The sequence below is a fragment of the Archangium minus genome, from assembly GCF_044360475.1.
In the GTDB taxonomy this organism is placed as follows: Bacteria; Myxococcota; Myxococcia; order Myxococcales; family Myxococcaceae; genus Archangium; species Archangium minus.
On record NZ_CP043494.1, the window covers coordinates 7,426,074 to 7,450,963 of the forward strand.

Annotated in this window: 24 protein-coding genes; 6 read left to right on the forward strand and 18 right to left on the reverse strand. The window is 66.9% G+C overall.

The features are described from left to right. Window positions 1-11: 11 nt before the first annotated feature. From F0U60_RS30140 to F0U60_RS30165, 6 genes are all read right to left on the reverse strand, one after another. Entirely contained in the window at window positions 12-2,030 is a 2,019-nt protein-coding gene (locus F0U60_RS30140) for an ArsA family ATPase (protein ID WP_395804817.1), read from the reverse strand. Between the two features lie 356 nt (window positions 2,031-2,386). Then, window positions 2,387-3,829: an enhancer binding protein Nla6 gene (gene nla6 / locus F0U60_RS30145; RefSeq protein ID WP_395825523.1), complete on the reverse strand. Its 1,443-nt coding sequence runs from the start codon at window positions 3,827-3,829 to the stop codon at window positions 2,387-2,389. Between the two features lie 63 nt (window positions 3,830-3,892). Beyond that, complete coding sequence (locus tag F0U60_RS30150) at window positions 3,893-4,573, reverse strand: histidine kinase dimerization/phospho-acceptor domain-containing protein (RefSeq protein ID WP_395804819.1); 681 nt, start codon at window positions 4,571-4,573, stop codon at window positions 3,893-3,895. Between the two features lie 257 nt (window positions 4,574-4,830). Then, entirely contained in the window at window positions 4,831-5,292 is a 462-nt protein-coding gene (locus F0U60_RS30155) for a deoxycytidylate deaminase (protein ID WP_395804821.1), read from the reverse strand. A gap of 79 nt (window positions 5,293-5,371) precedes the next feature. Then, window positions 5,372-6,262: a serine protease gene (locus tag F0U60_RS30160; RefSeq protein ID WP_395804823.1), complete on the reverse strand. Its 891-nt coding sequence runs from the start codon at window positions 6,260-6,262 to the stop codon at window positions 5,372-5,374. A gap of 136 nt (window positions 6,263-6,398) precedes the next feature. Then, complete coding sequence (locus F0U60_RS30165) at window positions 6,399-8,681, reverse strand: PrkA family serine protein kinase (RefSeq protein WP_395804825.1); 2,283 nt, start codon at window positions 8,679-8,681, stop codon at window positions 6,399-6,401. A gap of 468 nt (window positions 8,682-9,149) precedes the next feature. Between F0U60_RS30165 and F0U60_RS30170 the strand changes: the two genes are divergently transcribed. Then, window positions 9,150-10,667, forward strand: coding sequence for an Hsp70 family protein (locus tag F0U60_RS30170; protein WP_395804827.1), 1,518 nt, complete (start codon window positions 9,150-9,152; stop codon window positions 10,665-10,667). A gap of 6 nt (window positions 10,668-10,673) precedes the next feature. Here F0U60_RS30170 and F0U60_RS30175 read toward each other — a convergent pair whose 3' ends face one another. From F0U60_RS30175 to F0U60_RS30190, 4 genes are all read right to left on the reverse strand, one after another. After that, a complete protein-coding gene (locus tag F0U60_RS30175) occupies window positions 10,674-11,045 on the reverse strand; it encodes an endonuclease domain-containing protein (RefSeq protein ID WP_395804829.1) in 372 nt (123 codons plus the stop codon). A gap of 178 nt (window positions 11,046-11,223) precedes the next feature. After that, window positions 11,224-12,501, reverse strand: coding sequence for an ATP-dependent Clp protease ATP-binding subunit ClpX (gene clpX, locus F0U60_RS30180; protein WP_395804831.1), 1,278 nt, complete (start codon window positions 12,499-12,501; stop codon window positions 11,224-11,226). A 201-nt stretch (window positions 12,502-12,702) separates the two neighbouring features. Beyond that, window positions 12,703-13,335: a hypothetical protein gene (locus F0U60_RS30185; RefSeq protein WP_203405377.1), complete on the reverse strand. Its 633-nt coding sequence runs from the start codon at window positions 13,333-13,335 to the stop codon at window positions 12,703-12,705. 68 nt (window positions 13,336-13,403) lie between these two features. Next, window positions 13,404-14,336: an AgmX/PglI C-terminal domain-containing protein gene (locus F0U60_RS30190; protein WP_395804833.1), complete on the reverse strand. Its 933-nt coding sequence runs from the start codon at window positions 14,334-14,336 to the stop codon at window positions 13,404-13,406. A gap of 62 nt (window positions 14,337-14,398) precedes the next feature. Between F0U60_RS30190 and F0U60_RS30195 the strand changes: the two genes are divergently transcribed. Beyond that, window positions 14,399-15,256 (forward strand): tRNA pseudouridine synthase A, encoded by an 858-nt coding sequence (locus F0U60_RS30195; protein WP_395804835.1) that lies wholly within the window; start codon window positions 14,399-14,401, stop codon window positions 15,254-15,256. On the opposite strand, the gene F0U60_RS30200 is transcribed toward F0U60_RS30195, so the two are convergent. From F0U60_RS30200 to F0U60_RS30225, 6 genes are all read right to left on the reverse strand, one after another. Further along, a complete protein-coding gene (locus tag F0U60_RS30200; RefSeq protein WP_095981058.1) occupies window positions 15,253-15,417 on the reverse strand; it encodes a ribbon-helix-helix domain-containing protein in 165 nt (54 codons plus the stop codon). The genes F0U60_RS30195 and F0U60_RS30200 overlap by 4 nt on opposite strands. Window positions 15,418-15,515: 98 nt before the next feature. After that, window positions 15,516-16,025 carry a hypothetical protein gene (locus F0U60_RS30205; RefSeq protein ID WP_395804837.1) on the reverse strand — a complete coding sequence of 170 codons (510 nt, stop codon included), beginning with the start codon at window positions 16,023-16,025 and terminating at the stop codon, window positions 15,516-15,518. 64 nt (window positions 16,026-16,089) lie between these two features. After that, entirely contained in the window at window positions 16,090-16,974 is an 885-nt protein-coding gene (larE, locus tag F0U60_RS30210; protein ID WP_395804839.1) for an ATP-dependent sacrificial sulfur transferase LarE, read from the reverse strand. A 112-nt stretch (window positions 16,975-17,086) separates the two neighbouring features. Then, window positions 17,087-17,830, reverse strand: a complete 744-nt coding sequence (cysC, locus tag F0U60_RS30215; protein ID WP_395804841.1) for an adenylyl-sulfate kinase — start codon at window positions 17,828-17,830, stop codon at window positions 17,087-17,089. Between the two features lie 193 nt (window positions 17,831-18,023). Continuing rightward, a complete protein-coding gene (locus F0U60_RS30220; RefSeq protein WP_395804843.1) occupies window positions 18,024-18,449 on the reverse strand; it encodes a Mov34/MPN/PAD-1 family protein in 426 nt (141 codons plus the stop codon). 14 nt (window positions 18,450-18,463) lie between these two features. Then, window positions 18,464-18,736, reverse strand: a complete 273-nt coding sequence (locus tag F0U60_RS30225) for a ubiquitin-like small modifier protein 1 (RefSeq protein WP_395804846.1) — start codon at window positions 18,734-18,736, stop codon at window positions 18,464-18,466. Window positions 18,737-18,918: 182 nt separating this feature from the next. On the opposite strand from F0U60_RS30225, the gene F0U60_RS30230 reads away from it, so the two are divergent. From F0U60_RS30230 to F0U60_RS30240, 3 genes are all read left to right on the forward strand, one after another. After that, on the forward strand, window positions 18,919-19,320 hold the full coding sequence (locus F0U60_RS30230; RefSeq protein WP_395804848.1) for a hypothetical protein: 402 nt from the start codon (window positions 18,919-18,921) through the stop codon (window positions 19,318-19,320). A 99-nt stretch (window positions 19,321-19,419) separates the two neighbouring features. After that, on the forward strand, window positions 19,420-20,700 hold the full coding sequence (locus F0U60_RS30235) for a sensor histidine kinase (RefSeq protein WP_395804850.1): 1,281 nt from the start codon (window positions 19,420-19,422) through the stop codon (window positions 20,698-20,700). Continuing rightward, the gene (locus F0U60_RS30240) at window positions 20,697-21,437 is read left to right on the forward strand and encodes a response regulator (protein ID WP_395804852.1); all 741 of its coding nucleotides are present in this window, start codon (window positions 20,697-20,699) and stop codon (window positions 21,435-21,437) included. Before F0U60_RS30235 ends, F0U60_RS30240 begins: the two co-directional genes overlap by 4 nt. 15 nt (window positions 21,438-21,452) lie before the next feature. On the opposite strand, the gene F0U60_RS30245 is transcribed toward F0U60_RS30240, so the two are convergent. Further along, window positions 21,453-23,048: a hypothetical protein gene (locus tag F0U60_RS30245; protein WP_395804854.1), complete on the reverse strand. Its 1,596-nt coding sequence runs from the start codon at window positions 23,046-23,048 to the stop codon at window positions 21,453-21,455. Between the two features lie 56 nt (window positions 23,049-23,104). Next, window positions 23,105-24,256, reverse strand: a complete 1,152-nt coding sequence (locus F0U60_RS30250; RefSeq protein WP_395804856.1) for an AI-2E family transporter — start codon at window positions 24,254-24,256, stop codon at window positions 23,105-23,107. 107 nt (window positions 24,257-24,363) lie between these two features. Between F0U60_RS30250 and F0U60_RS30255 the strand changes: the two genes are divergently transcribed. Beyond that, complete coding sequence (locus F0U60_RS30255; RefSeq protein WP_395804858.1) at window positions 24,364-24,882, forward strand: hypothetical protein; 519 nt, start codon at window positions 24,364-24,366, stop codon at window positions 24,880-24,882. The last annotated feature ends 8 nt before the right edge of the window (window positions 24,883-24,890 follow it).

Here is a 24,890-nt window from a genome sequence, read left to right on the forward strand (position 1 = left end):
AGGGACGACGGTTAGGCCGCCTTTGTCTTGGCGGTGGCGCTCAGCGCGTACCAGGCCGTACGGAAGGCCTTGAGCTCGCGCAGCCCCGCTGGGTGACGGCCCAGGGCCGGCGCGACCGTGACCGGCAGGCCGATCTTCTTCTCGATGGCCTTCGCCGCGTTGAGCTCGTTCTTCCGGCGGTTCTCGCACTTGGCGCAGTCCGCCTTCGGACCCACCCGGTTGACCAGCACGCGCTCGACCTGGAGCTTGCGCTCCTTCAGATACTCCACCAGCCGCTCCGAGCGCGCCGTCGCCAGCTCCTCACCCCGCGTCACCACCACGAAGCGTGACTCGTTGGGCGAGGCCAGCGCGTCCTCGAAGCGCTTCACGTGCTTGAGGAAGGCGGCCATGTCGTCGGCCAGCTCGCCCAGGCCCTTCGCCTTGTGCTTGGACAGGACTCCGTGCAGCGCGGTGAACCACGCCTTCGCCGTGTCCGCCAGCTCCACCACGCGCATGGAGTTCACCATGGGCGCCGAGTCCACGACGATCCGCTTGAAGCGCTCCTGCACCAGCGCGTCCGTCAGGCACGACATGGCGGCCAGCTCGTCGATGCCCGGAGGTGCCGCGTCCAGCAGGTTGCGGAACAGCAGCAGATCCAACGGCACGTCGTTGCCCGTCTTCGGCGCGCCCTCGAAGGCCTTCTCCGCCTTCTCCTTCCAGCGCTTGCGCAGGTTGTTGAACCAGCCCGCCACGTCCAGCTCGCGCGCGTACAGGCCCTTGGTGCCCTTCACCTGCGTCTCGACGTCCGTCAGCCGGCTCTGCAGCACGTCCGACAGCGAGTGCGCCGGATCCGTGGAGATGAGGAGCACCGGCCCCTCCTTCTCCGTCAGCGTCACCGCCGCGGCAGCCGCGCACGAGCTCTTCCCCACTCCGCCCTGGCCCACGAAGAAGATGAGCCGCGTGGGAGGCAGCGGCGGCGCCGCGATGGGCGGCATGGACGGGGCGCGCACCAGGGCCGGCGGGCCCTCGGACGCGGCGAACTCCAGCGACTTCGTCTCCTTGCCGCTCGCCCACTCCTTGGCAAACGGCTTGAGCAGCTCCAGGCCCCGCGGCGCCACCTCGCGCTTGCCCACCAGGTGCACCGGGACGTTCTTGTCCATCGCCTGGTACTTGCGCACATGCGGCGCCTGAAGCCCCCGGCGACCCAGGCAGGCCGTACAGCCTTCCTTGTCCTCCACCTGGTTCACCACGACTTCAACCACCGGAATGCCACGCTCGCGCAGCTGCGCGAAGTACATGCGCGTCTGGGCCTCGGGCACCGGCTCCGCCAGCGCCACCAGGTGGAAGGCCGAGCGCGCTGGATCCTTCAGCGTCGCCAGCAGCTTCTCCGCCCGAGCCGCGAACTCCTCGAGGAACGTCAGCTCCTCCGTCGCAGCCGGAGCCTTCTTGCCCTTGCCGCTCGCGGCGCGCTCCGCCCCCGCCTTCACCAGGCCCAGGAACTTGCGCAGCCCCACCGGCATGTCGAAGAGCCGCAACGTGTGGCTGGTGGGAGCCGTGTCCACCACCACCCGATCAAACTCGCCGCTCTCCAGCAGCTCCAACACGTGCAGGAGCCCCAGCAGCTCCTCCAGCCCCGGCGTGGCCTGGCCGTAAAGCTTGCCCAGGTCCTCCTCCGACAGGTGCGTGCCCTTCATCGCCACCTTCTGCAGCGCGGGCACGTACTTCGCCAGGAAGCCCTTGGCCAGCGCGGCGGGCTCTACCTCCATCGCCCATACGCCCCCGTCCGCCTTGCCCTTCACCGCCTTGCCCTTGGCCTTCGTCTCCGGCTTGGGCTCCTTGGCGGCCTCTCCCTCCTCCTCCACCTTCGTCGGCTTCCCCGTCAGCTTCTTCTTCAGGAGATCCGACAACGAGCGCACTGGATCCAACGAGACGAGCAGCACCTTCTCCTTGGGCGCTTCATCCGCGAGCCGCAGCGCGTACGCCGCCGCGAGCGTGGTCTTGCCCACCCCGCCCTTGCCGCCGAAGAAGTGAAGAACTCGCGCGTCGCTCATGAAAACGTGACCTTCCTTGACGCCCCCCGGCGTGGCCGGTCTCCGTTTTTTCGGACAACCTCGGAGAGGGCACACCGGAAGTGTCCCTGGGTAGGGAGTTGTGACACCGGGTGCCCCGTGGGTGTGTGTGACCCGCAGGATCGCCCGCAGTGACCCTGTGAGTCAAGCGAAGACGGGGTCTCCAGCCTCCCGTTTACGCAGTGCGGCATGCCTCGCTCTCATGAGGAACATGCGCACGAGCATCCGCTCTCCCGGTGTCAGGATGGGCGCCGGGAATGGACTCCGGAGCCAACCTCAAAGGTTAGCTCCGGTCAGGACTCTTCCGGAGTAGGCAGGACTCGCGGTGGAACGCTGATTCAGCGGATTTCAGGATTGCTGCCCAGCGAGGGGCCGGCATGGCTGGATAAAGCGTTCCCCTCGGAGCCCTTCGAACCGGGACCCTGGCCACGAGCCTCGGCCGCATAGCGGTTGAGCTTGTTGTAGAGCGTCTTCTCGCTCACGCCGAGGATCTCCGCCGTCCGGGCCTTGTTGTTCCCGTTCCGCTGGAGGCTGCCGAGGATGTACTCGCGCTCCACCGCGTCGAGCGACAGCCCGTAGGGCAGGCGGAAGGTGTGGCGCTCGGGGCTCTTGCCTGCCATGTCGGGGGGCAGGTGCTCGCGCATGATGAGCTCGCCATCGCAGAGGATCACGGCGCGCTCCACCGCGTTGCGCAGCTCGCGGATGTTGCCCGGCCACTCGTGGTTCTTGAGGATCTCCATCGCGTCCGGGTGCACGCCCGTCACGCGCTTGGCCGAGTCCCCGCGGAACTTCTCCACGAAGTACTGCACCAGGATGGGCACGTCCTCGCGCCGCTCGCGCAGGGGCGGCAGGTGCACCTGGAAGACGTTGAGGCGGAAGTAGAGATCCTCGCGGAAGCGCTTGGCCTCGATCTCCTTGCGCAGATCGCGGTTGGTGGCGCACAGCACGCGCACGTCCACCTCGAGCTCCACCTTGCCGCCCAGGCGCCGCAGCTTGCTCTCCTCCAGCACGCGCAGGAGCTTGGCCTGGAGCTCGATGGGAATCTCACCGAGCTCGTCCAGGAAGAGCGTACCGCCGTGGGCAAGTTCGAACACGCCAGGCCGCCGCTGATCCGCGCCGGTGAAGGCGCCCTTCTCGTGGCCGAAGATCTCCGACTCGATCAGCGTGGCCGGGATGGAGGCGCAGTTGATGGCGATGAAGGGCTTGTCGCGGCGCTGCGACAGGTTGTGGATGGCGCGCGCCACCACCTCCTTACCCGTACCGGACTCACCGGTGATGGCCACGCTCGCCTTGGAGGGGGCCACCTTCTCGATGAGCTCGAACACCTTGCGCATGGCCGAGGACTGGCCAATGAAGTCCGACGAGCCGAGCTGCTTGAGGCGCCGGCGCAGGCCCTGCACCTCGCGCATCGTCTCCTTCTTCTCCAGCGCCCGGTCGATGCAGACCTTCAACCGCGCGGTGTCGAGCGGCTTGACGATGAAGTCATAGGCACCCTCGCGGATCGCCTCCACCGCGCCATCGATGGTCCCATGACCCGTGAGGAACACCACCGGACAATCCGGCAACTCGTCACGCAGCGCCCGCAGGAGACCCAGACCATCCGTCTCCGGCATGGCCAGGTCGGACAGAACCACGTCCGGCCGAAACTCCCCGGCCTTGCGCAGGGCGTCGTGCGCGTCGAACGCGGTCTCCACCTTGTGGCCCCAGGCGGTCAACATCTCCGCCAGTGCTTCGCAAGTATCGCGCTCGTCGTCCACAGCCAGAATTCGCGCGCTGCCCACGTGAGAACCTCCAGACATCAGACACTTCGGGTGAAGAAAGGGTTCCGAAACTCGCTTGTCAGCTCAGACGAGCGGAAAGGACAACCGGCACATACCGGCACGCATCTGCAGTTCCACGCCGAGCTGCCCACACCGCAGCTCCAGCGCCGCCGCCGCTTCCGGCACGGTCTCTGTCGGAGAGGGGGTGGCATCCACCACCTCGAGCACCGCGCGCGGACCCTCGGCCCGCACCGTCACCGTCACCTCGGCGCCCTGCTCCGAGCGGCCATAGGCCCTCATCAGGGACTGCACCACCAGGAAGCCCAGCTCCCCGGTGTCCGTCAGGCGGGCCCGCACTCCGGGGGCGATCACCGGACGCACCTGCAGGCGCCGCTTGCGGCCCTCGTGCGCCAACACCTCCATGGCGCGCGTCACCGTCTCGGACAGCTCCGCCTCGCCGGGCGTGCCCGGGCGGCTCACGATGAACTCGGCAAAGCGCCGCATGATGCCATCCACGCGCTGGATCTGATCGCGCATGGCCTTGAGGTTCTTCTCTTGCGAGGGCGGCACCTGCCCCGTCTCGCCCTTGAGCTTCTCCGTCAGCACTTCCAGGTGGATGGAGAGTGCGTTCAGGGGGTTGCGCACATCGTGGAGAAGGCTGTCCATCAGCGTGGGCACCGCGCCATAACGCGCGGCATCCACTACCGGGTCCGCCCCTTCACGCACTGGGGGCGCACTGCTGCTCGCAGCCGTGGAGTTGATCACAAAAGCTCCTAGAGGTTTGACCGGCGCCCTTCATTCCCGCCGCCCTGTCGCTGCGAGGATTTAGGGAGCCCTGTAAGTACCGTCAACCCTGGGGCGGTAATTCTTGCTGGCTGCGAGGAATTCCCACAGCGAGGCGTCTTCCATCGGGCGTATCAGGTGTTCCCGAGATGACGCTTCACCTGTACTGAAGAACAAGTCCACGTGCGTTTCGTAAACCTGCCAACAGTGCGGTACAGAAAAATGTGATCGAAATGGGCTCAGCGCTCGGCCGGCTGCTCTTCCGGGCCCGGCCCCACGAGCTCAATGTCCAGCCGCGCCGCGTACTCGAAGATGCGCGGATCACGATAGAACTCGCCGTAGACGATGCGGCGCACGCCCGCGTTCGCGATCAGCTTGAAGCACGGCCAACAGGGGCTGGCGGTGGTGTAGAGCGTGGTGGGTTTGTCGCGCTCGCTGTCGATCCGCACGCCGTTCTTGGCTGCCTGGATGATGGCGTTGGCCTCGGCATGGACAGTGGCCACACAGTGTCCGTTTTCCATCATATGGCCCACGTCGCTGCAGTGGGGCAGGCCTCGGATGGAGCCGTTGTAGCCGGTAGAGAGGATGGTCCTGTCGCGCACCAGGAGCGCGCCCACGTGCTTCCTGTCGCACGTGGCACGGCTGGCCACCTGACGCGCGATGTCCATGAAGTATTGATCCCAGGAGCTCCGGTTGCTCATGCGTACCTCCCCTCCCCGGGATGTACCGTGGGAGGGACCGCTGTCGAGTTTCCCGCCGGAGGTGCCCGGGAGCGTGCAGCTAGCGGCTGGCGGTCTGTGAACCGTCCGTGGCCGGGCCCGTTCCGGCAGTGCCACCGAGCAGCCGAGCAAAGCCCTTCTGCTGGAGGAACTGGCGCACCTTGCCGCTCGGAGCGGCGAAGGTCTCTCCGGGCATGGGCACGTCGAAGCTGTAGTTCTGCTCGGCCACGGCGAAGCCCACCTTGGCGGTGCGATAGCCCTCGACGATGGCGAGCAGCTTGCCCGTCTCGAGGCTGAAGATGCCGCCACCGGAGGCGCCGTAGCCAATGGGCGCATCCGTCTTCACCATGCGCGGCTTCTTGCTCTCCTTGTCCCACTCCACCTGGGACAGCATGCCGCCCGAGAGCGACAGGGCCCGGCCGAAAGGCGAGGCGGCCACCACCACGTCATCGCCCAGCTCCAGCTCCGAGTCCCCGGCGAGCTGCGCGGGCGCGAGCGACAGGCCGGGCACCTTCAAGAGCGCCAGGTCCATGTCCGGGACCGAGCCCGTGGCCACCACCTGCGCCCCGTACTCCGTGGAGTCGGCGCGATCATCCACGATGACGACGAGGCTCGGGTTCTTCAGATCGTCCATCTCCACCGCGTGCGCGTTGGTGAGCACGTAGCTGACGAGCCCCTCGGCGGTCTTCTCGTTGCCGATGACCACGCCCGAGGCGGTGCGCTTCGCCTTGCCTTCCTCGACGAGGGCGAGCCGGACGTTGTGCGGGAGGATCCGCCTCACCTGCTCCTTGCGCGTGAGCCGGGGTGTATGGGCGCCCACCTGCTGCATCACCACTGGCGCACTGCCGGCTCCCCCGGTGCCCGAGGTCTCCGAGACGACCTGTGAGCTCGGCGCGGCGGCACAGGACAACATGGCGAAGAGGGCGGGCAGGCCCAGGGAGAAACGGGTCATCGACGCTCCGAGACGAGGAAGTGGAAGGGGAACAAGAGCCTTCAACTTCTATTGAGTTCCCATCTTCCACTTGCGACGCATTTTCGGAAAGCACCACACCCACCGAGCGCCCGCTCGCCCGTCTGCTGCTGTCGGCTCAGCCGTAGCGCTTCTTCATGAGGAAGAGGATGGCGTCCTTGGCGCAGTGCTCGCAGTAGCCGTAGCGCTCGTGCATCGTCTTCAGGGTGCTCTCCACCTGGCTCTGCTCGCGCGAGGACAGCGTGCTGCGCTCCTCGGAGAGGTACTTGAGGACGTTCTCCTTGTTGCGGCGCAGCACCCGCTTGCGCTCCTCGAAGTAGTGGTCACGCAGGCGGCGGAACATGTCCGGGAAGATGCGCGGGTAGTCCATCTCCGCGTCCGGGTTGTCCAGCTTGTGCGCGCCAATCTGCGAGATGAGCCCGCGGCGGAACTCGCCTGGATCCTCGCCCCGCGGCATGACGATGGCTTCCATCTCCGCCATGCGCTGCTCGTCCGGGCGCTCCATGGCGCCGGTGATCCGGTTGCGGATCTTCTCGTTCTTCACCCAGTGGCTCACGTTGTAGACGTATCGCTCCACCAGCTCGCGGTACTGGCCCTCGGAGACGAGCCCCATGGACTCACGCACCTCCTCGTCCACCCGGTCGAGGTACTCGGCCTCCACCGCGCGCACGAACTCCTCGTGATCGTGGTAGCCGTCCACCACCTCCTGCAGGAGGAACTCGTAGACGCTCTTGTCCTTGCAGATGGACTCGAGCTCCTCGAGCACCGCCAGGGCATTGAGGCACTTGTAGTCGGCGTTCTGCGCGGCGTTGAAGAGCGCCGTCTTGATCTCCCGAGCGCTGGCGCCGCTGCGGCCCTCGTAGTTGGGGTACGCGTCGGACTCCTCGTACATGTCCGTGCGCAGCTTGCGCAGCTCCTTGCCGTGGGAGAGGCTGAGCCGATCCGGCACCACGCCCTCCTCGTAGAGGTGCATCTTCTCCACCGGCGTCACCTGATCCACGAGCTCCTTCACCTCGGGTGCGTAGCGATCAGGGATGGGCTTCTTGAGGCGGGTGAGCACGGCCCACATGGCGGCCACCTCGGTGGCGTGCGGGGCCACGTGCTTGCCCACGGTGGTGGGGGTGATCTGCGCGTCGTAGATCTCCTGCTCCACCCTGTAGCGGCGCAGGTACGGCACGCGCACCAGTTCGATGCGGCCCTTGAAGGAGGCGAAGTCCGGCAGCTCCTTGAAGGCGCCCAGGTGCTTCTCGTTGGACGAGGCGATGAGCACCTCGTCGAGCTGCAACACGAAGTGCTCGAGCGGCACCTGGGACGTCTCGCTGAAGCCCAGCAGGTACTTGAAGGCCTCCAGGGGGCGCTTGAGCAGATCCGAGTACTCGATGATGCCGCGGTTGGCGTGCACCAGCGGGCCGTGCGGCTCGAAGAGGGCCACGTTCTGGAGCGCAGGCGGCATGTTGAGGAGCTGAGCCCGATCCGCCGTCACCTGCTGGTACATGGCGTCCACGCTCATCTGCGGCTCGACCGTCACCGAGCCCACCTGGTAGCGGCGCGAGATGTAGAAGCGCTCCACGCGCACGTGGCGCAGCACCTGGAGGTAGTCGCCCTTGTAGTTGTTCAGGAGCGCCGTGTAGATGCTGCGGCATTTGTGGCACAGCTCTCCGTGCAGCACGTAGTCGGAGAGGACGAAGTCACCGTCCCCCTGCCCGTCCCCATTGCCCAGGCCCTTCTTCTTCAGCGCGCCCTCGAGCAGCCGCTGGCGCTCGGCGGGAGGAACCACGAAGAGCGGGTGATCGCGCAGCTCGCAGGGGATGCGCACGTCGATGGACTCGGCGTCCAGGTGTGCGTAGGAGGACAGCTCTCCCCCCGCAGCCGCCGTCGCCGCCGCAGCCGCCGCGCGCTCGCCACCGAAACCAATGGAGCCCTTGACGAGCTTCTCCGAGGGGAAGATCCAGCTGATGCGGTAGAGGGCCCCCTGAGGCTGGCGGGAGTAGTCCTCCATGCCGGCCTTGAGCGCGTTGACGAGGGTCGACTTCGCGCTGCCGTTGGGGCCGTGCAGCATGATGAGCTTGTTGATGCGGCCGGCGCGCGTGAAGTTGCCGAGCAGCCGGTAGATGGCGTTCTGCACCTCCTCCTGGCCCGCGACTCCGACCCGGCCATCCCGATCCGTGGCGGGGACGTCGAAGACCTTGAAGCGGCGCAACTTTCCGGTGGGGTGAGCCACCGTCTCCGTGCCGAAGTGGTCCATCACGTCGCGCAGGTATTGGGCGGCGTTGCGCGACTGTCCCCGTGGATCCCCCATGAAGAGCGTGAGGTACTCCTCGAAGGAGAGGATGGAGCGATTCTTGACGAAGTCGTCGGACACCTGGGCGCCCACTTCCTGCAGGTATCGCTTGGCTTCCACGGGATGACTCCTCTGTAGCTGTAGTTCAGGAACCCACTAACCACGTCGGCCAGTCGCCGCCATGCACACGCAACACGCGGACCCCCGGAACTTTCCCCTCGGAGAGCGGGATGTCCAGGGCCCTTGTTTCCGTTGTGTTGTGGGCAGTGCTTCTCCATCACATGCAGGTGCTGCTTCCCCTGCTGCCAGCCGGGCTCGACGCGGGGGGGTACACCCGGAGTATGAGCCCTCGTTCCAGGTCCGTGCCCACTGGCTCCTACACGGTCGAGGGCCGCGCCTTCACGCCCTTGGCGACCCGCTGGCTGGACGCTGGCTGGATGCCCCCGGGGCGGACCTGCACCACCCACAGATTGTGCTGGACACCTACTCTCGCTCGCGACCCCCGTGAACTTGAACTAACCTCCCGGGACCTTGACCGAGGCAGGCCCTGATCGCCTCGCGCCCCACTTCGCCCGGAGTCCACGCAAGATGCACAAGGATCCCATCATCGGCATCGACCTCGGCACGACCAACTCGTGCGCCGCGATCGTCGAGGACGGTGGGAACGTGAAGCTCATCCCCTACAAGGGCGGCGAGTACACCATCCCCTCCATCTTCGCGATCGATGACAAGGGCAACGAGCTGATCGGCTATGAGGCCAAGCGCCAGTGGCAGCTCAACCCGAAGAACACCATCTACGGCTCCAAGCGGCTGGTGGGGCGGCCCTTCCAGAGCGACATCGTCGAGGCGATGAAGAAGGTCGTGGCGTACTCGGTGCGCCCTGGCAAGAAGAACGACGTCGTCCTGGACGTGGGCAAGAAGCAGTTCACCCTCCAGGAGATCAGCGCCAAGATCCTCAACAAGATCCGCGACGTCGCCGCCAACTACCTGAAGACGCCCATCAAGCGCGCCGTGGTGACGGTGCCGGCGTACTTCAATGACCGGCAGCGCCAGACGGTGAAGGAAGCCGGCAAGCTCATTGACCTCGAGGTGGTGCGCATCATCAACGAGCCCACCGCGGCGGCGCTCGCCTACGGCGCGGGCAAGGGCGTCAACAAGACGGTGCTCGTCTATGACCTGGGCGGCGGAACCTTCGACGTGTCCATCATCGCGATCCGCGACCGCATCTTCGAGGTGAAGGCCACCGGCGGTGACGTCTTCCTGGGCGGCATCGACTTCGACAACGCCATCATCCACCACGTCCTCAAGGACTTCGCTTCGAAGACGGGCATCGACCTGGCCACGGATCCGGTGGCCATGCAGCGCATCAAGGACCTCGCCGAGCGCACGAAGATCGACCTGTCCGCGCGCGACGACGTGCAGTTCAACATCCCCTTCATCACGATGACGGCCCAGGGCCAGCCGCTGAACATCGAGATGAAGTTCACGCGCAAGATGCTGCAGCAGCTCACCAACCACCTGGTGGATAGAACGCTGCAGATGGTGGCGCGGGTGCTGGTGGACTCGGGGCTGAGCACCAAGGACATTGACGAGGTGCTGCTCGTGGGCGGGCAGACGCGCATGCCCATCGTGCAGGACCGGTTGACGAAGTTCTTCGGCAAGACGCCGAGCAAGGGCGTGCACCCGGACGAAGCGGTGGCCGTGGGTGCGGCGCTGTACGCGAAGTCGCTGGAGGATAATTCGAGCCTGCGGCTGCAGCTGCTGGACGTGATTCCGATGGCCATCGGCCTGGAGCGCGCGGGCGGGGCGTTCCACACGGTGTTCCCGCGCAACGCGCCGATCCCCAACGCCCGGCAGCTGGTGGCGACCACGAGCATGGACAACCAGACCGAGCTGGCCATGCGCATCTACCAGGGCGACCACGAGCAGGTGGTGAAGAACGATCTGCTGGGTGAGTTCACGTTCTCGGGGATCCGCCCGGCCCGAGCGGGCTCGGTGCAGGTGGAGATCACCTTCGACGTGAACGTGGAAGGCATCCTCACCATGCGCGCCAGGGATCCAGCCACCGGACGAGAGATGAACACCACCGTCCGCGTGAGCAGCTGAGCTTGCCTATCTCCCCTCTCCCTCCGGGAGAGGGACGGGGTGAGGGGACGTGCTCAGCTGGTTCCAAATCCGTGTGAGCACCGCCTCGGTCTCCTGCAGCACTTCCCGATTGGAAAACCGCAGTACCGTGAGGCCATGCGCCTCGAGGAACTCCGTGCGCGCCGCATCCCGGGCCTGTTGCTCGGGCCTCGCATGGCCGTCCCCGTCCAGCTCGAGGGCCAGCTTCGCCTCGTGTGCGTAGAAGTCGAGGATGTAGGGACCGAACTGGTGCTGGCGCCGGAACTTCACCCCCATGAGTTGACGGGCCCTCAGCAGCCTCCACAGCAGGGACTCGGCATTCGTGGTGTTCGCTCGGAGCCGCCGACACAGGTCGATCAACCCAAGTTGACTCAGTTCACCGTGTGACGCCCGATGCACGTACCCTCACCCCGACCCTCTCCCGAGGGGAGAGGGAGGGATGCGTAGCACCACGGGCCGGAGGGTTGCCTCCTTGAAATGAAAAACCCCCGTGCCTCGTGGGCATCGGGGGTTTCCCTGTGGATGATGAAGTGGGCCGCTACGCCGACTTCTTTTCCTTCTCCATCACCAACTGGGGCGGCTCGTGCTTGGTCACCACCGTCTCGGTGATCTTGCACTCCTTCACCCCATCCCGGTACGGGACGTCGTACATGATGTCCAGCATCGCGTCCTCCAGGATCGCCCGCAGTCCGCGCGCTCCCGAGTTGCGACGCATCGCCTCCCGCGCGATCGCCTTCAGCGCTTCCTTCGTGAAGGTCAGCTTCACCTTCTCCATCTCGAAGAGCTTCTGGTACTGCTTGATCAGCGCGTTCTTCGGCTGCGTGAGGATCGTGATCAGATCCTCTTCCTTCAGATCGTTCAGCGTCGCCACCACCGGCAGACGCCCGATGAACTCGGGAATCATCCCGAACTTCATCAGATCCTCCGGCTCCACCATGGCCAGCAGCTCGCCCACGCTCCGGTCTTCCTTGTGGGTGATCTTCGCCCCGAACCCCAGGCCCTTCTCACCCACTCGGCGCTTGATGACCCCGTCGATGCCGTGGAACGCGCCGCCGCAGATGAACAGGATGTTCGTCGTATCAACCTGCACGTACTCCTGCTGGTTGTACTTCTTCCCGCCCCTCGGCGTGACGTTGGCCCGCGTGCCCTCGATGATCTTCAAGAGCGCCTGCTGCACACCCTCGCCGCCCACGTCTCGCGTGGCGCTCGGCGTGTCACCCTTGCGCGCGATCTTGTCGATCTCGTCGATGTAGACGATGCCCCGCGCCGCCTTCTCCACGTCGTAGTCGGCGTTGTGGAGCAGGTTCTGGATGATGTTCTCCACGTCCTCACCCACGTAGCCGGCCTCGGTGAGGCTGGTGGCGTCCGCGATGGTGAAGGGGACGTTGAGGAAGCGCGCCAGCGACTGCGCCAGCAGCGTCTTGCCGCTTCCCGTGGGGCCCACGAGCAAGATGTTGCTCTTGCTCAGCTCCACGTCCTCCGAGCCCGTGGGCTTCATCCCCGGGCGAGGCCGTGCTGTCGGCTTCTTCTGGTAGATGCGTTTGTAGTGGTTGTACACCGCGACCGACAGGACCTTCTTCGCCTGGTCCTGGCCAATCACGTAGTCATCGAGGAACGCCTTGATCTCCATCGGCGTCGGCAAGCTCACCTGCGGCTTGCCTTCCTCTCGCTCGTTCTCGTCCGCGATGATGTCGTTGCAGAGCTTGATGCACTCATCGCAGATGTAGACCGTGGGGCCCGCGATGAGTTTGCGGACCTCGCGCTGCGACTTGCCGCAGAACGAGCAGGACAGGTTGACGTGGTGCTCCTTCTTCACTGCCGCCTCCGAGTTCACCGACCCCGGTTCCCCGGAGCCTATCAGCCGACACCACCACACCCAAGTCGTTTGGCTGCCCACGTCTCGAACAGCCTTCCGCCAAAATATAGGCCCCGGTTGAATCCACAGGAAGCCCATCCCGAATGTGTCGTCCGAAAGGCTGTGCACCGTCGGACGGGGTCAGCGTTGAGTAACACCCGTTCAGGCGTCATTCACGCCCGAAGCGAGCTCCTCGAGGTCCTGGGCGAGGGCGCCCGCCCGCTCGGCAATGGCATGGGGAACCCGGCGGCACCCGGATACCTCGGCGGCCAGCTTCCGGGCCATCTGCGCCAGCTTGCGCACCTGGAAGCTCTCCGGAGGGGGTTCCGGCGGCGGCCGGGGGAAGCGCTCCACAATCTCCTTCTTGAGCTCGTTCGGCGGCTTCTCGGGGTCCCAGATACTGTCACGCAGTGAACGATACTCCTGCGGCGAGAGCTGTCCCCGCTCCTCGGCGTCCGCAAGGACCTCGATGACCTCGAAGGCCGGGGCCTTCTGGGGGAAGTCCGGCTGGGCCACATCCTCGGCGGGCTCGTGCTTGGCCAGGAAGCTGAACGAGCGCGTCAGCTTCAGGGCCGTCTGCTTCTTGATGTGGAGCTCCTTGAGGCAGTAGGCCTCAAAGGAGGCGTAACCCCACGGCTCCCAGAGGTTCTCGTCCCGCACCTGGACGAGCAGCTTGCCCAGCTCGGCCCAGGTGGACTTGAAGCGCTTGGCCGCCACCAGGACGGTGTGGCGGAAGGTGCCCGGGGGCACGGAAGCAGCCTTCTTCTCGATGTCGACTTCTGCAGCGGTCACCATGCCCCCTGTATCGGGCAGGAAAACCGAGGGGGCAAAAAAGCGGCCCGTTGCCTCCCAACCTTCTCCGCCTACTTCTTACCGATGGTGAACGCGAGGTTCACTGTGGCGCGCTCCCCCGTATAGGGCTTGAAGGGCCACTTCTTCATCTCGCCCAGCAGGCAGTCAAAGAGCGGGCCCTTCTTGAGCTGCGGGTGGTCCACCCACAGCTGCGCCACCCGGCCGTCGTTGCCGATGGTGAACTCGAGCGGCACCTTGGCGGCGAACCCCGGACGGCGCTCGGCCTCCTCCTTGAAGCAGTGGTAGAGCGTGCTCTGGGACTGCTTCACCACCCGGTTGATGGCCGCCTGATCGTAGTTGACCTCCGTCGACAGGCCGTCCGCGTCCGTACTGACCCTGCCCGTCGGGCGTCCACCCGAGGCGCGACGCTCCGGCTTCTGCGACAGCGAGGCCGAGGCCACCTTCTCCGGCTTCTCGGGCTTGTCCGGCGTCGTCTCGGAGGGCTTGCTGGGGAGCTTCTCTGGCTTCGGCCCGCCCGGGTAGTCGAACAGCTCCTCGGGCACGGAGCGCTTGGCCACGGTGATGACGGGCGGGTCCACCTGGATGTCGAGCTCCCGATCCACCCCCGGCAGGTACACGGCCGAATAGCGCGCGATCTGCCACGCGCCCAGCCCCAGCCCTCCGGCCACCACCGCCGCCACGCCACCCGTGATGAGTCGAGCGCGGTTACGCCGAGCCCGTGCAGCCCGAGCCTCCGCCTCCACCCGCTGCTTCACCGCTGCCTTGGCGACGTGGAGCTTGAAGGCGTCCAGGTCCTTGAGCTTGCGGAAGCCGCTCGGGCCCGAGGCGGACACATCCGTCTCTCCGGTGAGCTCCCCGGTGTACAGCTTCTCCACCACCTGGTGCCCGGTCAGGGGTCCGAGGACGAGGTCCCCCTGACGGTAAAGCCACTGGGAATCGAGCTGCGTCCTCTCGAGGTCATGGAGATCTTGTGCGGCCGACATGGGCCGGGAAGTATCCCAGGCCACACGGGCTACTACAACGCCCCTCCAACCCCCCACGCTCCGTGAAAAGAACCCCCGCCACCCTGTGGATCTGGTACCGCGGCGCCCGCTTCATCGGTTTCCAGCGCCAACCAGGCGGCCTCACCGTGCAGGAAGCTCTCGAGGACTCCATGCGCAGGGCCGGAGTCCCCTACCCCATCATGCCCGCCGGCCGCACCGACCGCGGCGTCCACGCGCGCATGCAGGTGGTGAGTGTCCGGCTTCCTCCCTGCTACACCCCGGAGATGCTCGCCGAGCGGCTCCCCCCACAGCTCCCGCCGGATCTCGGGCTGTGTGTGGCGAGGCGCGCTCCCGATGGCTTCCACTCTCAATGGAGCGCTGTCGGCAAGGAGTATCGCTACCGCGTCCAGCTCGGCTCCTCCCCGTCCGAGGCGTGGCGGCCCTTCGTGATGGAGCCCTCACTCGAGCCCCGGTTGGAGGGCGCGGTGCTGAAGCCCGAGCGGATCTCAGAGTTGCTCGGCGCCATGGTGGGTCGCCGCGACTTCTACGCCTTCCACGAGCACTCCAGTCAGCGCAAGCCGCGCACGCTGGAGTCGGCCACCCTGCACGAGCTGGGGGGAGGTCTCTTCGAGTTCCGTTTGCGGGGAGATGGTTTCGGGCGCTACCAGGTCCGCTACCTGGTGGGCTCCACGCTGCTCACCGCCTCGGGCGCCCTCTCCGAGGAGCGCTTCCGCGCGGCGCTCGACTCGGGCACGACCATCCCGGGCCTGAAGGCCCCTGCTCAGGGGCTCCTGCTCTGGGAGGTTCACTACCCGCCCGACAAGGAGCCCTTCCCTCCTGAGGAGCGGGCCCTCGCTCCGGGCCTCCCCTCGGCGCCCCCCTTCTGCCTCTCGGCGGAAGCGGACGCCCAGGCTGCTTAGTCGACCAGCCGCTCCTCGTACTTCGTCAGCAGATCCGAGATCGCCTCCCGGAGGTACTCGCTCTGGCGGATCCTCGTCGACCGCGACAGCTCCTTGAGCGCATCCAGCTTCTCGCGGTTGAGACGGAACACCACCGAGGTGAGACGAGGATTCATGTCCATGTGCGTTGTCTCCTACAGGTGCGCACAACGTCTCACAGACGCATCGGATCGCAAGAAAATCATCAGACCCGTTGGATCACCCGTGGATCAGAAACGGATCACAGGCCCCAGCGCACGCCGGTGCACAGCTCTACGTCCAATCGGAGTCCGGATCCAAATCCCAGCTGCGTGCCCAGCCCTCCGTAGAGGGAGAAGCGCTCCGACAGGGTGCGCCGGACCCCAAGGCCCAGCCGCGGTCCTACCCAGAAGTCCGGTCGAAGGTGCACCCCGGCCCCCAGCTCCGCGTAGCTGCGCCACACGTCCGTGCCCTCGAAGACGCTCCTCCAGCCCACGTGCGCCGACAGGTTGATGCCCGGCGCTCCCCTTCCCGCTCGCGCCAGCAGGAAGAGCTCGTCCTCCTCGTAGCCCATCGGGACGCTCATCCCGAGTTCCAGCAGGCCACTGAGTCCCCGACGCAGTTGTGTTCCCTGGAAGCCCTCCGTGTATGTCAGGGCGGGTCCAGCTTGTAGCGCCACGGTCCGGCGCGGACGGCTCGGCGTGGTCCAGGTCTCCGCCAGGGCCAGCGCGGGTAGTGTCGAGAGCAGCAACGACAGCGAGAGGTGGCGCATGGGAAAACCCGGGAGCGACATACCCTCACCCCGACCCTCTCCCAGAGGGAGAGGGAGGGGCGTTTTAGCTCACGACCGGGAGCGGGTGGCTGTCCGCTGCCGGGCGCTGGATTCCCGCTGCGTCGTTCATTCGTCCTGAACGGAAGGGCTCGAGATCCAGCGCCACGAACTTGAATCCCAACGCCTTGAAGGCCGCGTCTACCTCGCGCCTCACTTCTGCCGACAGGAAGCGCTCGTACTCGTCCGCCGAGAGCTCGATGCGTGCGATCTCCTGGTGGTACCTCACCCGGAACTGACGGAAGCCCCTCTTGCGCAGCTCGGACTCCGCCCCCGCGATCTGGAACAGGCGCTCCCGCGTCACTGACGTCCCGTAGGGAATCCGCGACGCCAGGCACGCCATCTGCGGCTTGTCCCACGTGGGCAGCCCCAGCGCGTGGCTCCACGCTCGGATCTCCTCCTTCGTCAGCCCCGCCTTCGCCAGCGGCGACTGCACCGCGTGCTCCTTCGCCGCCTGGTGCCCCGGTCGGTGATCCTTGAAGTCGTCCGCGTTGAAGCCGTCCAGCACCACCTCCAGCCCCAGCTCCTTCCGCTTCGCCTCGCAGATGTCGTACAGCTCCGTCTTGCAGAAGTAGCAGCGGTTCGTCGGGTTGGCCGCGTAGCTCGGGTTGGCCAGCTCGTCGCTCGACACCACCACGTGCCTCGCCCCCAGGCGCACCGCCAGCTCCCGCGCCTCCCGCTCCTCCTCCGGTGCCACCGACGCCGACAGCGCGGTCAGCGCCAACGCCCGCTCCCCGAGCTCCTCCACCGCGATCTTCAGCACGAACGTGGAGTCCACCCCTCCCGAGAACGCCACCAGCACGGAGCCGTGCGCGCGCAACGCCGTACGCATCGCGTCCAGCTTGGGGCGGGAGGAGTCACACAGGGCCTGGATCCGCTCGGGCGTCAGCATGGGGGCACCTCTATAAACGAAGAACCCCCGGGTTGCTCATGCAACCTGGGGGTCCTCGTCAGATGCGCATCAACCCACGGGCCCTCCCCTGAACGGACAGGGGGAAGCCTGGCTAGCGCGCCTTGCGCTTGGAAGCCGCTGCCTTCTTCGCCGGCTTGGCCACCCGGGCCGCCCGTGCCGCCGGACGCGCCTTGGTGCCCTTGCCCGACTTGGCCGCCGTCTTCGCCGCCTTGGCCGGCTTCGCCGACGACACCCGCGTCACCGGCGTCTTCGTGGGCGGCTGCGCCTTCATCTTCTTGCCCGTGATGATCTTCAGCTCCTCGGACGTCACGTACCCGAGGTCCAGCAGCGACTGGAAGATCTTCCCAGCGCCCTCCTCCACGCTCTCCTGATCCGAGTGAATCACCACCTCGGCCGAGGCCGGCGGCTCATACGGCTCGGTGATGCCGATGAAGTTGGGGATCTCCCCGCTCAGCGCCTTCTTGTAGCGCCCCGTGCTGTCCCGCTCGATGAGCTTCTCGGTCGGGCAGTCCACGTACACCTCAATGTACCGGCCGATCGTCCGGCGATTCTCCTCACGGGCCGCCTTGTAGGGGCTCACGCAAGGAACCAGCACCGCCACGTTATTGCGCGTGAGCAGACCAGCCACGAAACCCAGCCGGCGCACGAGCGTATTGCGCTCGTCCTTGCTGTCTCCCATGCCCTGCCACAGAGCACCCTCGAGCTCGTTCTCATCGAGGATTTCTACGTTGCGATCCACCTGCCTGAGCCGGGCCGCGATGTAGGCAGCCATCGTACTCTTGCCGGTGCCGGACATGCCGGTCAGCCAAACGGTAAAACCAGTCGTCTGCGCCATACGGGTCCCAAACTCCCTGCGCCTTCCGGGGGGGCTTCTACTCCGTGCCCCCCGAGAGCGCGGCAGATCAAAAGTCGGGGGCGTTATAGACGAAAATCACGTCGTTTGACAATTCGTGCCCACCTTTCCGCAGGTGGGGGAGGCAGGCGGCCAGGTGCCCGTCTTCTCAAGAGATTTCCAAGGGTTGGGCGATTTATAAACCCTGCGAGAATGGAAACTCCCGGAATTCTCCGCACTCCCATCGGAAAATTCTGGTGTCCCTGACACCCCCCGCGTGGACAGCCATCACGAGGTAGAAAACGCCGGGAAGGAGCGGATGCCCCTCCGGGGCCGCCTGGCGTCGGTCTTCGTCGGAGAAATCCGCACCGCAGTCCACATGTGAGTGGACCACACACGCCACGTGCTCACCGCGAGACTCGGCCTCCAACAGGACGGCGAGCCACTCGCGCGGATCAAAGGCGTAGGCGAGCCGGGGTGCTTCATGGGCGTTGCGCAAGGGGCGGAATCGCCAGGGGCCCTCCTCCCCCGCGCGCAGCAGAACCCCGCAGCCCTCCCGCGGATAGGCGGACTCCAGGTGCCGGACGACCTCCGAGAGCTCTTCTGGCAACACGTGGCCCACCCGAGCCTCTCCCCCTACCCTCCAGCAATGGCGGGGATGAGGGTGATGCGGTCTCCGTCCGCCACCGGCGTGGACAACTCCGCCAGGAACCGGATGTCCTCGTCATTGAGGAACACGTTGACGTAGCGCCGCACTGCACCCTTGTCGTCGAGCACGCGAGCGCCAATCCCCGGGTGCGCCTTCTCCAGGTTGTTCAGCACCTCGCCCACCGTGGCGCCCGCGACGCGGACTTCTCCCTTGTTCCCCGTGAAGCTCCTCAAGGACGTGGGAATGCGAACCGTGGCCATGCCTCAACCTCCTCCCTGTGTGCTCGACGCGCGCGACCCTCGCCGAGCCCCTGTCCGCCGTCAACTCCGCTCGGAGAAAAGCCACCCGCCGCCCACACCGAACGAATATCTTCCCGCCCCGCTCCGTCGTCCCCTCAGCCGCGCACCTGCTCCGGAGCCCCTTCCCCTTTCACAGAGGACCCATGAGACACGCGCTTGCATTGATCACCTTCGCCCTCCTCACCACCGGTTGCCCCAAGAAGACCGGGGAGAACCCCAACCCGCCGGCAGACAACCCCTCCTACCGTGATGCCGGAACCGGCTCGACCGGGGCCGGTCTCTCTGGCGCAACCCCCACCGACTCGGGCGCCACCGACTCGGGCACCCAGGCCCAGGGCGGCAACCGGGCGGCAGTGGAGTCCTGCGTGGACCGCTGGCTCCAGGAGCGCAAGCTCGACACCTACGGCCACCCCGAGGGCACCATGTACGCGGGCGGCAGTCCGCTCTTCAACGAGGCCACCGGCGAGAGCCGCGATCGGCTCGAGTACGTCTTCTCGCGCCAGCCCGAGGCCCGCAAGGCCTGCGCCGACAAGAGCGCCCAGTAGTCACCTCCCCTCGCCGCCCCCCGCAACCAGGGGGGCAGGCGTCCCGCCAAGGGACAGGATTCCCGAAAACCCGGCAGGTCCCTTAAGCTCGCCGGTCTGATGGAACCTGCCCTCACGCTCGAAGACGACAATCCCGACTCGCACCGGCGCGCCCGCGTGCGTGCGGTGCTCGAGCGGCGCAAGCTCACCGACAGCGTCTCCGCTGAGCAGGCTGCCGCCTCCTGGGAGCAGGATCGCTTCGTGGCCCGCGCTCGCGCCCTCTTCTACGCGCGGCTCATGTTCCTCACCCTGGGCCTGCTCATCCTCGCGGTCCCCCGGTGGTCCCTCTACTTCGGCTTCCAGGGCACCCTCGCCTTCGCCGGCTACTTCACGATGCTGCTCTACAGCGTCGCGAACTACCTGGTCATCGACCACCCCAAGGCCGGCCGCTGGGTGACCTACATCACCCTGTGCCTCGACCTGACCATCATGGTGGTGCTCATCAACAAGCCCCAGGTCGGTGGCGGTCTGCAGAGCCCGCTGCTCGGCACGCAGCTGCTCTTCACCACCCTGTTCGCCATCCTCTTCCCCAAGCCGCTGGCGATCCTCCCGTCCATGCTGACGCTGCCCATCACCGCGCGGCTGGATCTGCTCCTGGAACGCGAGGTCACCGCCGTCGAGGTGCTCACGCTTCTCTGGTACTCGGCGCTCAACTTCATCATCATCTATGTGCTGGTGTACCTGAACGAGCGCGAGGCCGCCGCCCACCGCGAGGTGGTGGAGCTGCAGGGTGACCTCAAGGAGATTGCCGTGGTGGAGGAGCGCAACCGGCTGGCGCGGGAGATCCACGACGGCCTGGGTGCCTCGCTCTCCTCGATGATCATCCAGTCCGAGTACCTCCTGGGCATGGCGAAGGATGACGCCCTGCGCTCGGAGATCCAGGAGCTCAAGAGCACCGCCGAGGAGTCCATCGAGGAGCTGCGCCGCAACCTGCAGATGATGCGCGAGGACTTCGAGATCACCCAGGGGCTCGAGGACTACGTGAAGACGTTCCACGAGCGCACCCAGCTCAACATCCGCTTCGAGCGCAGCGGCCTGCCCCAGAAGCTGTCCCCGGACGCCCAGCTCGCCCTCTTCCGCATCCTCCAGGAGAGCCTCTCCAACGCCGTCAAGCACGCCACACCCCAACTGGTGCAGGTAAAGCTCGACTACGACCAGGACCGGGTGCACCTCAGCGTCAACGACGACGGCAAGGGATTTGATCCGCGGCAGACCCCCCGCGGCCACTACGGCTTGCTCAACATGCGCGAGCGAGCCATGAAGCTCGGCGGCACCCTCATCGTGGACTCGGCGCCAGGTAACGGCACCCGCGTCTCCTTCTCCCTCCCCTCCAGCCCATGACCGAAGAGCTCGCGTCCTCCCCCATCCGCGTCTTCGTCGTCGAGGACCAGACGCGCATCCTCAAGAACCAGCTCCGCCTGCTCGAGGGCCATCAGGACATCGAGATCGTCGGCACCGCGCTGTCCGGCGAGGCTGCGCTCGAGGAGGTGGCCCGGGCCACCCCGGACGTGCTCCTGCTGGACCTGGGCCTGCCGCGAATGAGCGGCATCGACGTCACCCGCCACGTCAAGGCGCAGTGGCCCCAGGTGGAGATCCTCATCTTCACCATCTTCGACGAGGAGGACAAAGTCCTCGAGGCCGTGAAGGCCGGCGCCTCGGGCTACCTGCTCAAGGGCACGCCCGCGGACAAGATCATCGAGGCCATCAAGGAGGTGCGCGCCGGCGGCACCGTCATCCAGCCCAGCCTGGCGCGCAGGCTTTTGCGCCACTTCCGCGTGGAGCCGGATCCCAGCCCCGTGCCCACCGAGCCCCTGGCCCCGGCTCCCGCCACCCCCGAGCCACCGCCCACGGCCACCTCTGACGCGGAGGAGCCCCTGAGCAAGCCGCTGTCCAACCGCGAGACGGAGCTGCTCCAGCTCATCGCCAAGGGCGTGTCCAACAGCGAGGCGGCCCGGCTGCTCAACCTCTCCAAGGCCACCATCCGCACCCACCTCGAGCACATCTACCGCAAGCTCGAGGTCACCAACCGCGTGGAGGCCGTCACGGAGGGCATCCGCAAGGGCCTCATCTCGGTGTAACGCCCCCCGGCCTCCTCACCAGGAGGCCGTGACGCCCGCGAGGATGCTGGAGAAGGTGTCCTGGGCCACGCCTCCGGCCGTCCAGCCGCGCCGGGTGCCCTGCCCCTCGAAGCGGTCCACGTAGTGCTCCAGCCGGAAGCGCGCGGAGTAACCGAAGGGGCCCCAGATGTCGCCCACCACGCCCAGCTCCGCCGCCCAGCCGAGAGTCGATACCGACGTGCCGTAGTCGCGCACCTCGGAGATCAGCGAGCCGTCCTCATTGCCGCCAATCGACTGTCCGGGGGTTGGCAGCAGGAAAAACTGGCCCGAGCCCACGATACGCACCGAGCCCATCAGCGGCACCGACGCGTCCAGCGCCACCGCCGGGTAGAAGCGGTGCGTCACCGGTAGCGGCGACTCCACCGCCTCGTCCACGTCGAACTCCCGGCCGCGTGCCCCCAGCCGCAACCCCGCATAGCCCCACTGCGGCGTTCCCTGCTTCCCCAGGTCGAAGAAGTAGCGGTAGGCGAGCATGGCCTCGTAGGCCGTGTCCGTCGCGTACACCACGCGCTCGGGCGTCGGGCCCACGGGCGTCGACACCGTCACCGTCGTCCGCGCGAAGCTGCGCTGGTAGCCCAGTGTGAGCCCCACGCCTCGCACCAACGACGGCCAATGCGACAGGGGAAACACCTCCGCCTCCACCGCGAGCCCCGCGTACGGCGCATTCGAGGTGAAGTCCGCGATGTCTCCCACCTGCTGATCCTCGGGCAGCGCGTCGTACTGGGCGCACGACGCCACGCCCGGCCGCGCGCAGTACTTGCGCCATGCCACCGCCGCCCCGAGCAACACCCGCGCCCTCGACGGGAACTGGCCCCGCTCCGGCGCCTCCTCCGCCTTCGAGGCCTGAGCATCCTCGGCCAGGGGGAAGCCTCCTCCGCTGCCCGCGAACTCCGGGGTGTAGGTGTGCGACTCGTCGTCCAGCGCCACCCACCTGGCGGCAAGCTTCGCCTCGGAGGCGCGAGGTGCCCGGGCCAACGGCTCCTCGGCAACAGGCGCCGGCTTCGGCTCCTCCTTCTGCGGTTCGACCCGGGCCACTACGGGAAGCTCGGGCGCCGGCTGCGCCGCCTTGGGCTCGGCGACCTTGGGCTCAGGTGGTGACTCGGGCGGGGCCTGCTTCGCCGCCTTCAGCGCCCCGGCCACGGCCAGGGCGAGCTTCTTCGCCTCCTGGGGCGGGAGCAGCCCTTTCTTGAGCGGGTAGCGCTCGGACCATAGCTCCCGGCCATCCTTCGCGATGAGGCGGGCGTTGAAGGCGTCACGCGTCACCGAGCCCGTGAGGACGGCATCCACCTTGAGCTTCGGCGCCAGGCGGGACATCGCCTCGGGGCCCACCATGGCGGGGCCCTTCAGTCCCAACTTCCCGGCCGCCATTCCCCACGCCGCGGGCGGCGCCACCTGCACCTTGCGCGTCTTGCGCAGCGCCGCCGTCACCTGCGCTCGGAGCCGATAGCTCTTGTCTCCTTCGAGCGTCGAGACGGCAACGCGCTCGGCGAGCGCCACCTGTGAGGTGAGCATCAGGGCCAGGGCCAATGCCGCGCCGCCCCATCGACACATCCAGCGTCCGGAGGCCTTCATGGATGCCCGGCAGCCTCACCCAGCGCGCGGGCCCTTGTCCAGACTCGAGAGCGTCGTCAGCCCTCGACGACCGAGGGCGTGGGACCGACCACCGACTGCGATGCAACGACGGGCGCGGGGACCGACAGGGACGGAGGCTCGGAGTCCGACGTCAGCACCACGGGCTGAAGCTTCAGGAAGTCGCGCCGGTAGATACGCACCATGGCCATGAAGAGGGACGCGATGAGCGGCCCCACCAGCAGCCCCATCATCCCGAACACCGCCAGCCCGCCGAACATGGACAAGAAGACGAGCAGCGGGTGGAGCGCCATCCGCGAGCCACACAGCTTCGGCCGAATGACGTTGTCGATGCTGCCCACCACGAAGGCACCCCAGGCCAACAGGAAGACGCCCTCGTTCACCTTGCCGGCCAGCAGCAGCACCACGCCAATGGGCCCCCAGACGAGCGCCGTGCCCCCCACCGGCACCATCGCCACCAGCACCATCGCCGCGCCCCACACCCCCGCGTGCGGCACCTTCGCCAGCATCAGCCCCACCAGCCCCAGCGCCCCCTGCACCAGCGCGGTGATGGTGTTGCCGTAGATGATGGCGTGCGCCACGTCGGTGAACTCCTGCGCGAACGCCTGGATGTAGCGCTTGTCCAGCGGGATGAGCTGCGTGGCCTCGGCCCACAGACGACGGCCATCCAGGAAGAAGTAGTACATGGCCACCGTCATCAGGAACAGATCGATGATCAGCTCCGTGCCGGCCCCCAAGAGCCCGCTGAGCACCGAGGCCCCACTCGCCATGGCCCCCACCAGCGCCTGCTCCGTCTGCGAGCCCTCCAGGTTCGCCGGCACATAGCGCCGCAGCCCGCGCGGCAGGTTCGTGGCGAGCAGCTGCCGCAGATCCACCGTGTCGAGCAGATCCTGGCCGTGCTCCATCATCCCCAACACCTCGCGCACCACCAGCCACCCCACCAGCGCCAGCGGCGCCAGGATGAGCAGGAAGATGGCCAGCGTGGACAGGCCTGCGCACAGCGAGGGCCAGGCCCTCAGCCGGGTGCGGAACAGGAGATCCTGAAGCGGCAGGAACAGCACCACCAGGAAGCCTCCCAGCAGCACCGGCATCAGGAAGGGAAGAAGAATCCTCGAAAAGAGGATCAACGCCAGGGCGAACAGCCCGGCGAAGATAAGATTGGACCACCGCTTGGTGTCGAAACCCGTCACGTCCCCACCCCCACCCCACCACCGCACGCCCGCCCAGGACGTGACAAAACGTAGGAATGTCACTTCCTCGCGGGAAGCCCGCACACTCTCACCCAGGTAGACGATCCATGACTTCTGGACGCTTCCGGTTCCCCACCTTCTCCCTCATCACATTGGGAGCCCTGATGCTGACCGCCTCCGCCTGTGACGGAGGCTCCTCACAAGGATGCACCCAGTGCCCTCCTATCGAGGGGCGCTACACGCTGGAGCTCGACCCAGGGACGACGCCTGCGTCCTGCAGTGGAGTGTCGGTGGTGCTGCCCAAGGGTCCGATCGAGGTGAGCCAACAGGGCAGCAACGTGACCGCCACGCTGGACGGGCTGACGCTCCGCGGCACGCTCTACTCAACAAACGACTTCAACCTGATGGGCTTCGGAACCAGCCAGATGGATGGGGGCACCGGCCAGATGGATGGGGGGACCAGCGGGCCCGAGTCGGCGAGCCTCACGGGGAGCTACGTCCCGGCGGTCGGGGACGGCGGCGTACCCAGGCTGGAGGGGGACTGGCAGGGGAACTTCTCGAGCACCTCGTCCGGAACGACCCGGCGATGCTCGGTGACCCGCCCCTTCACGGCGACCCGCCAATAAGCAAGCGG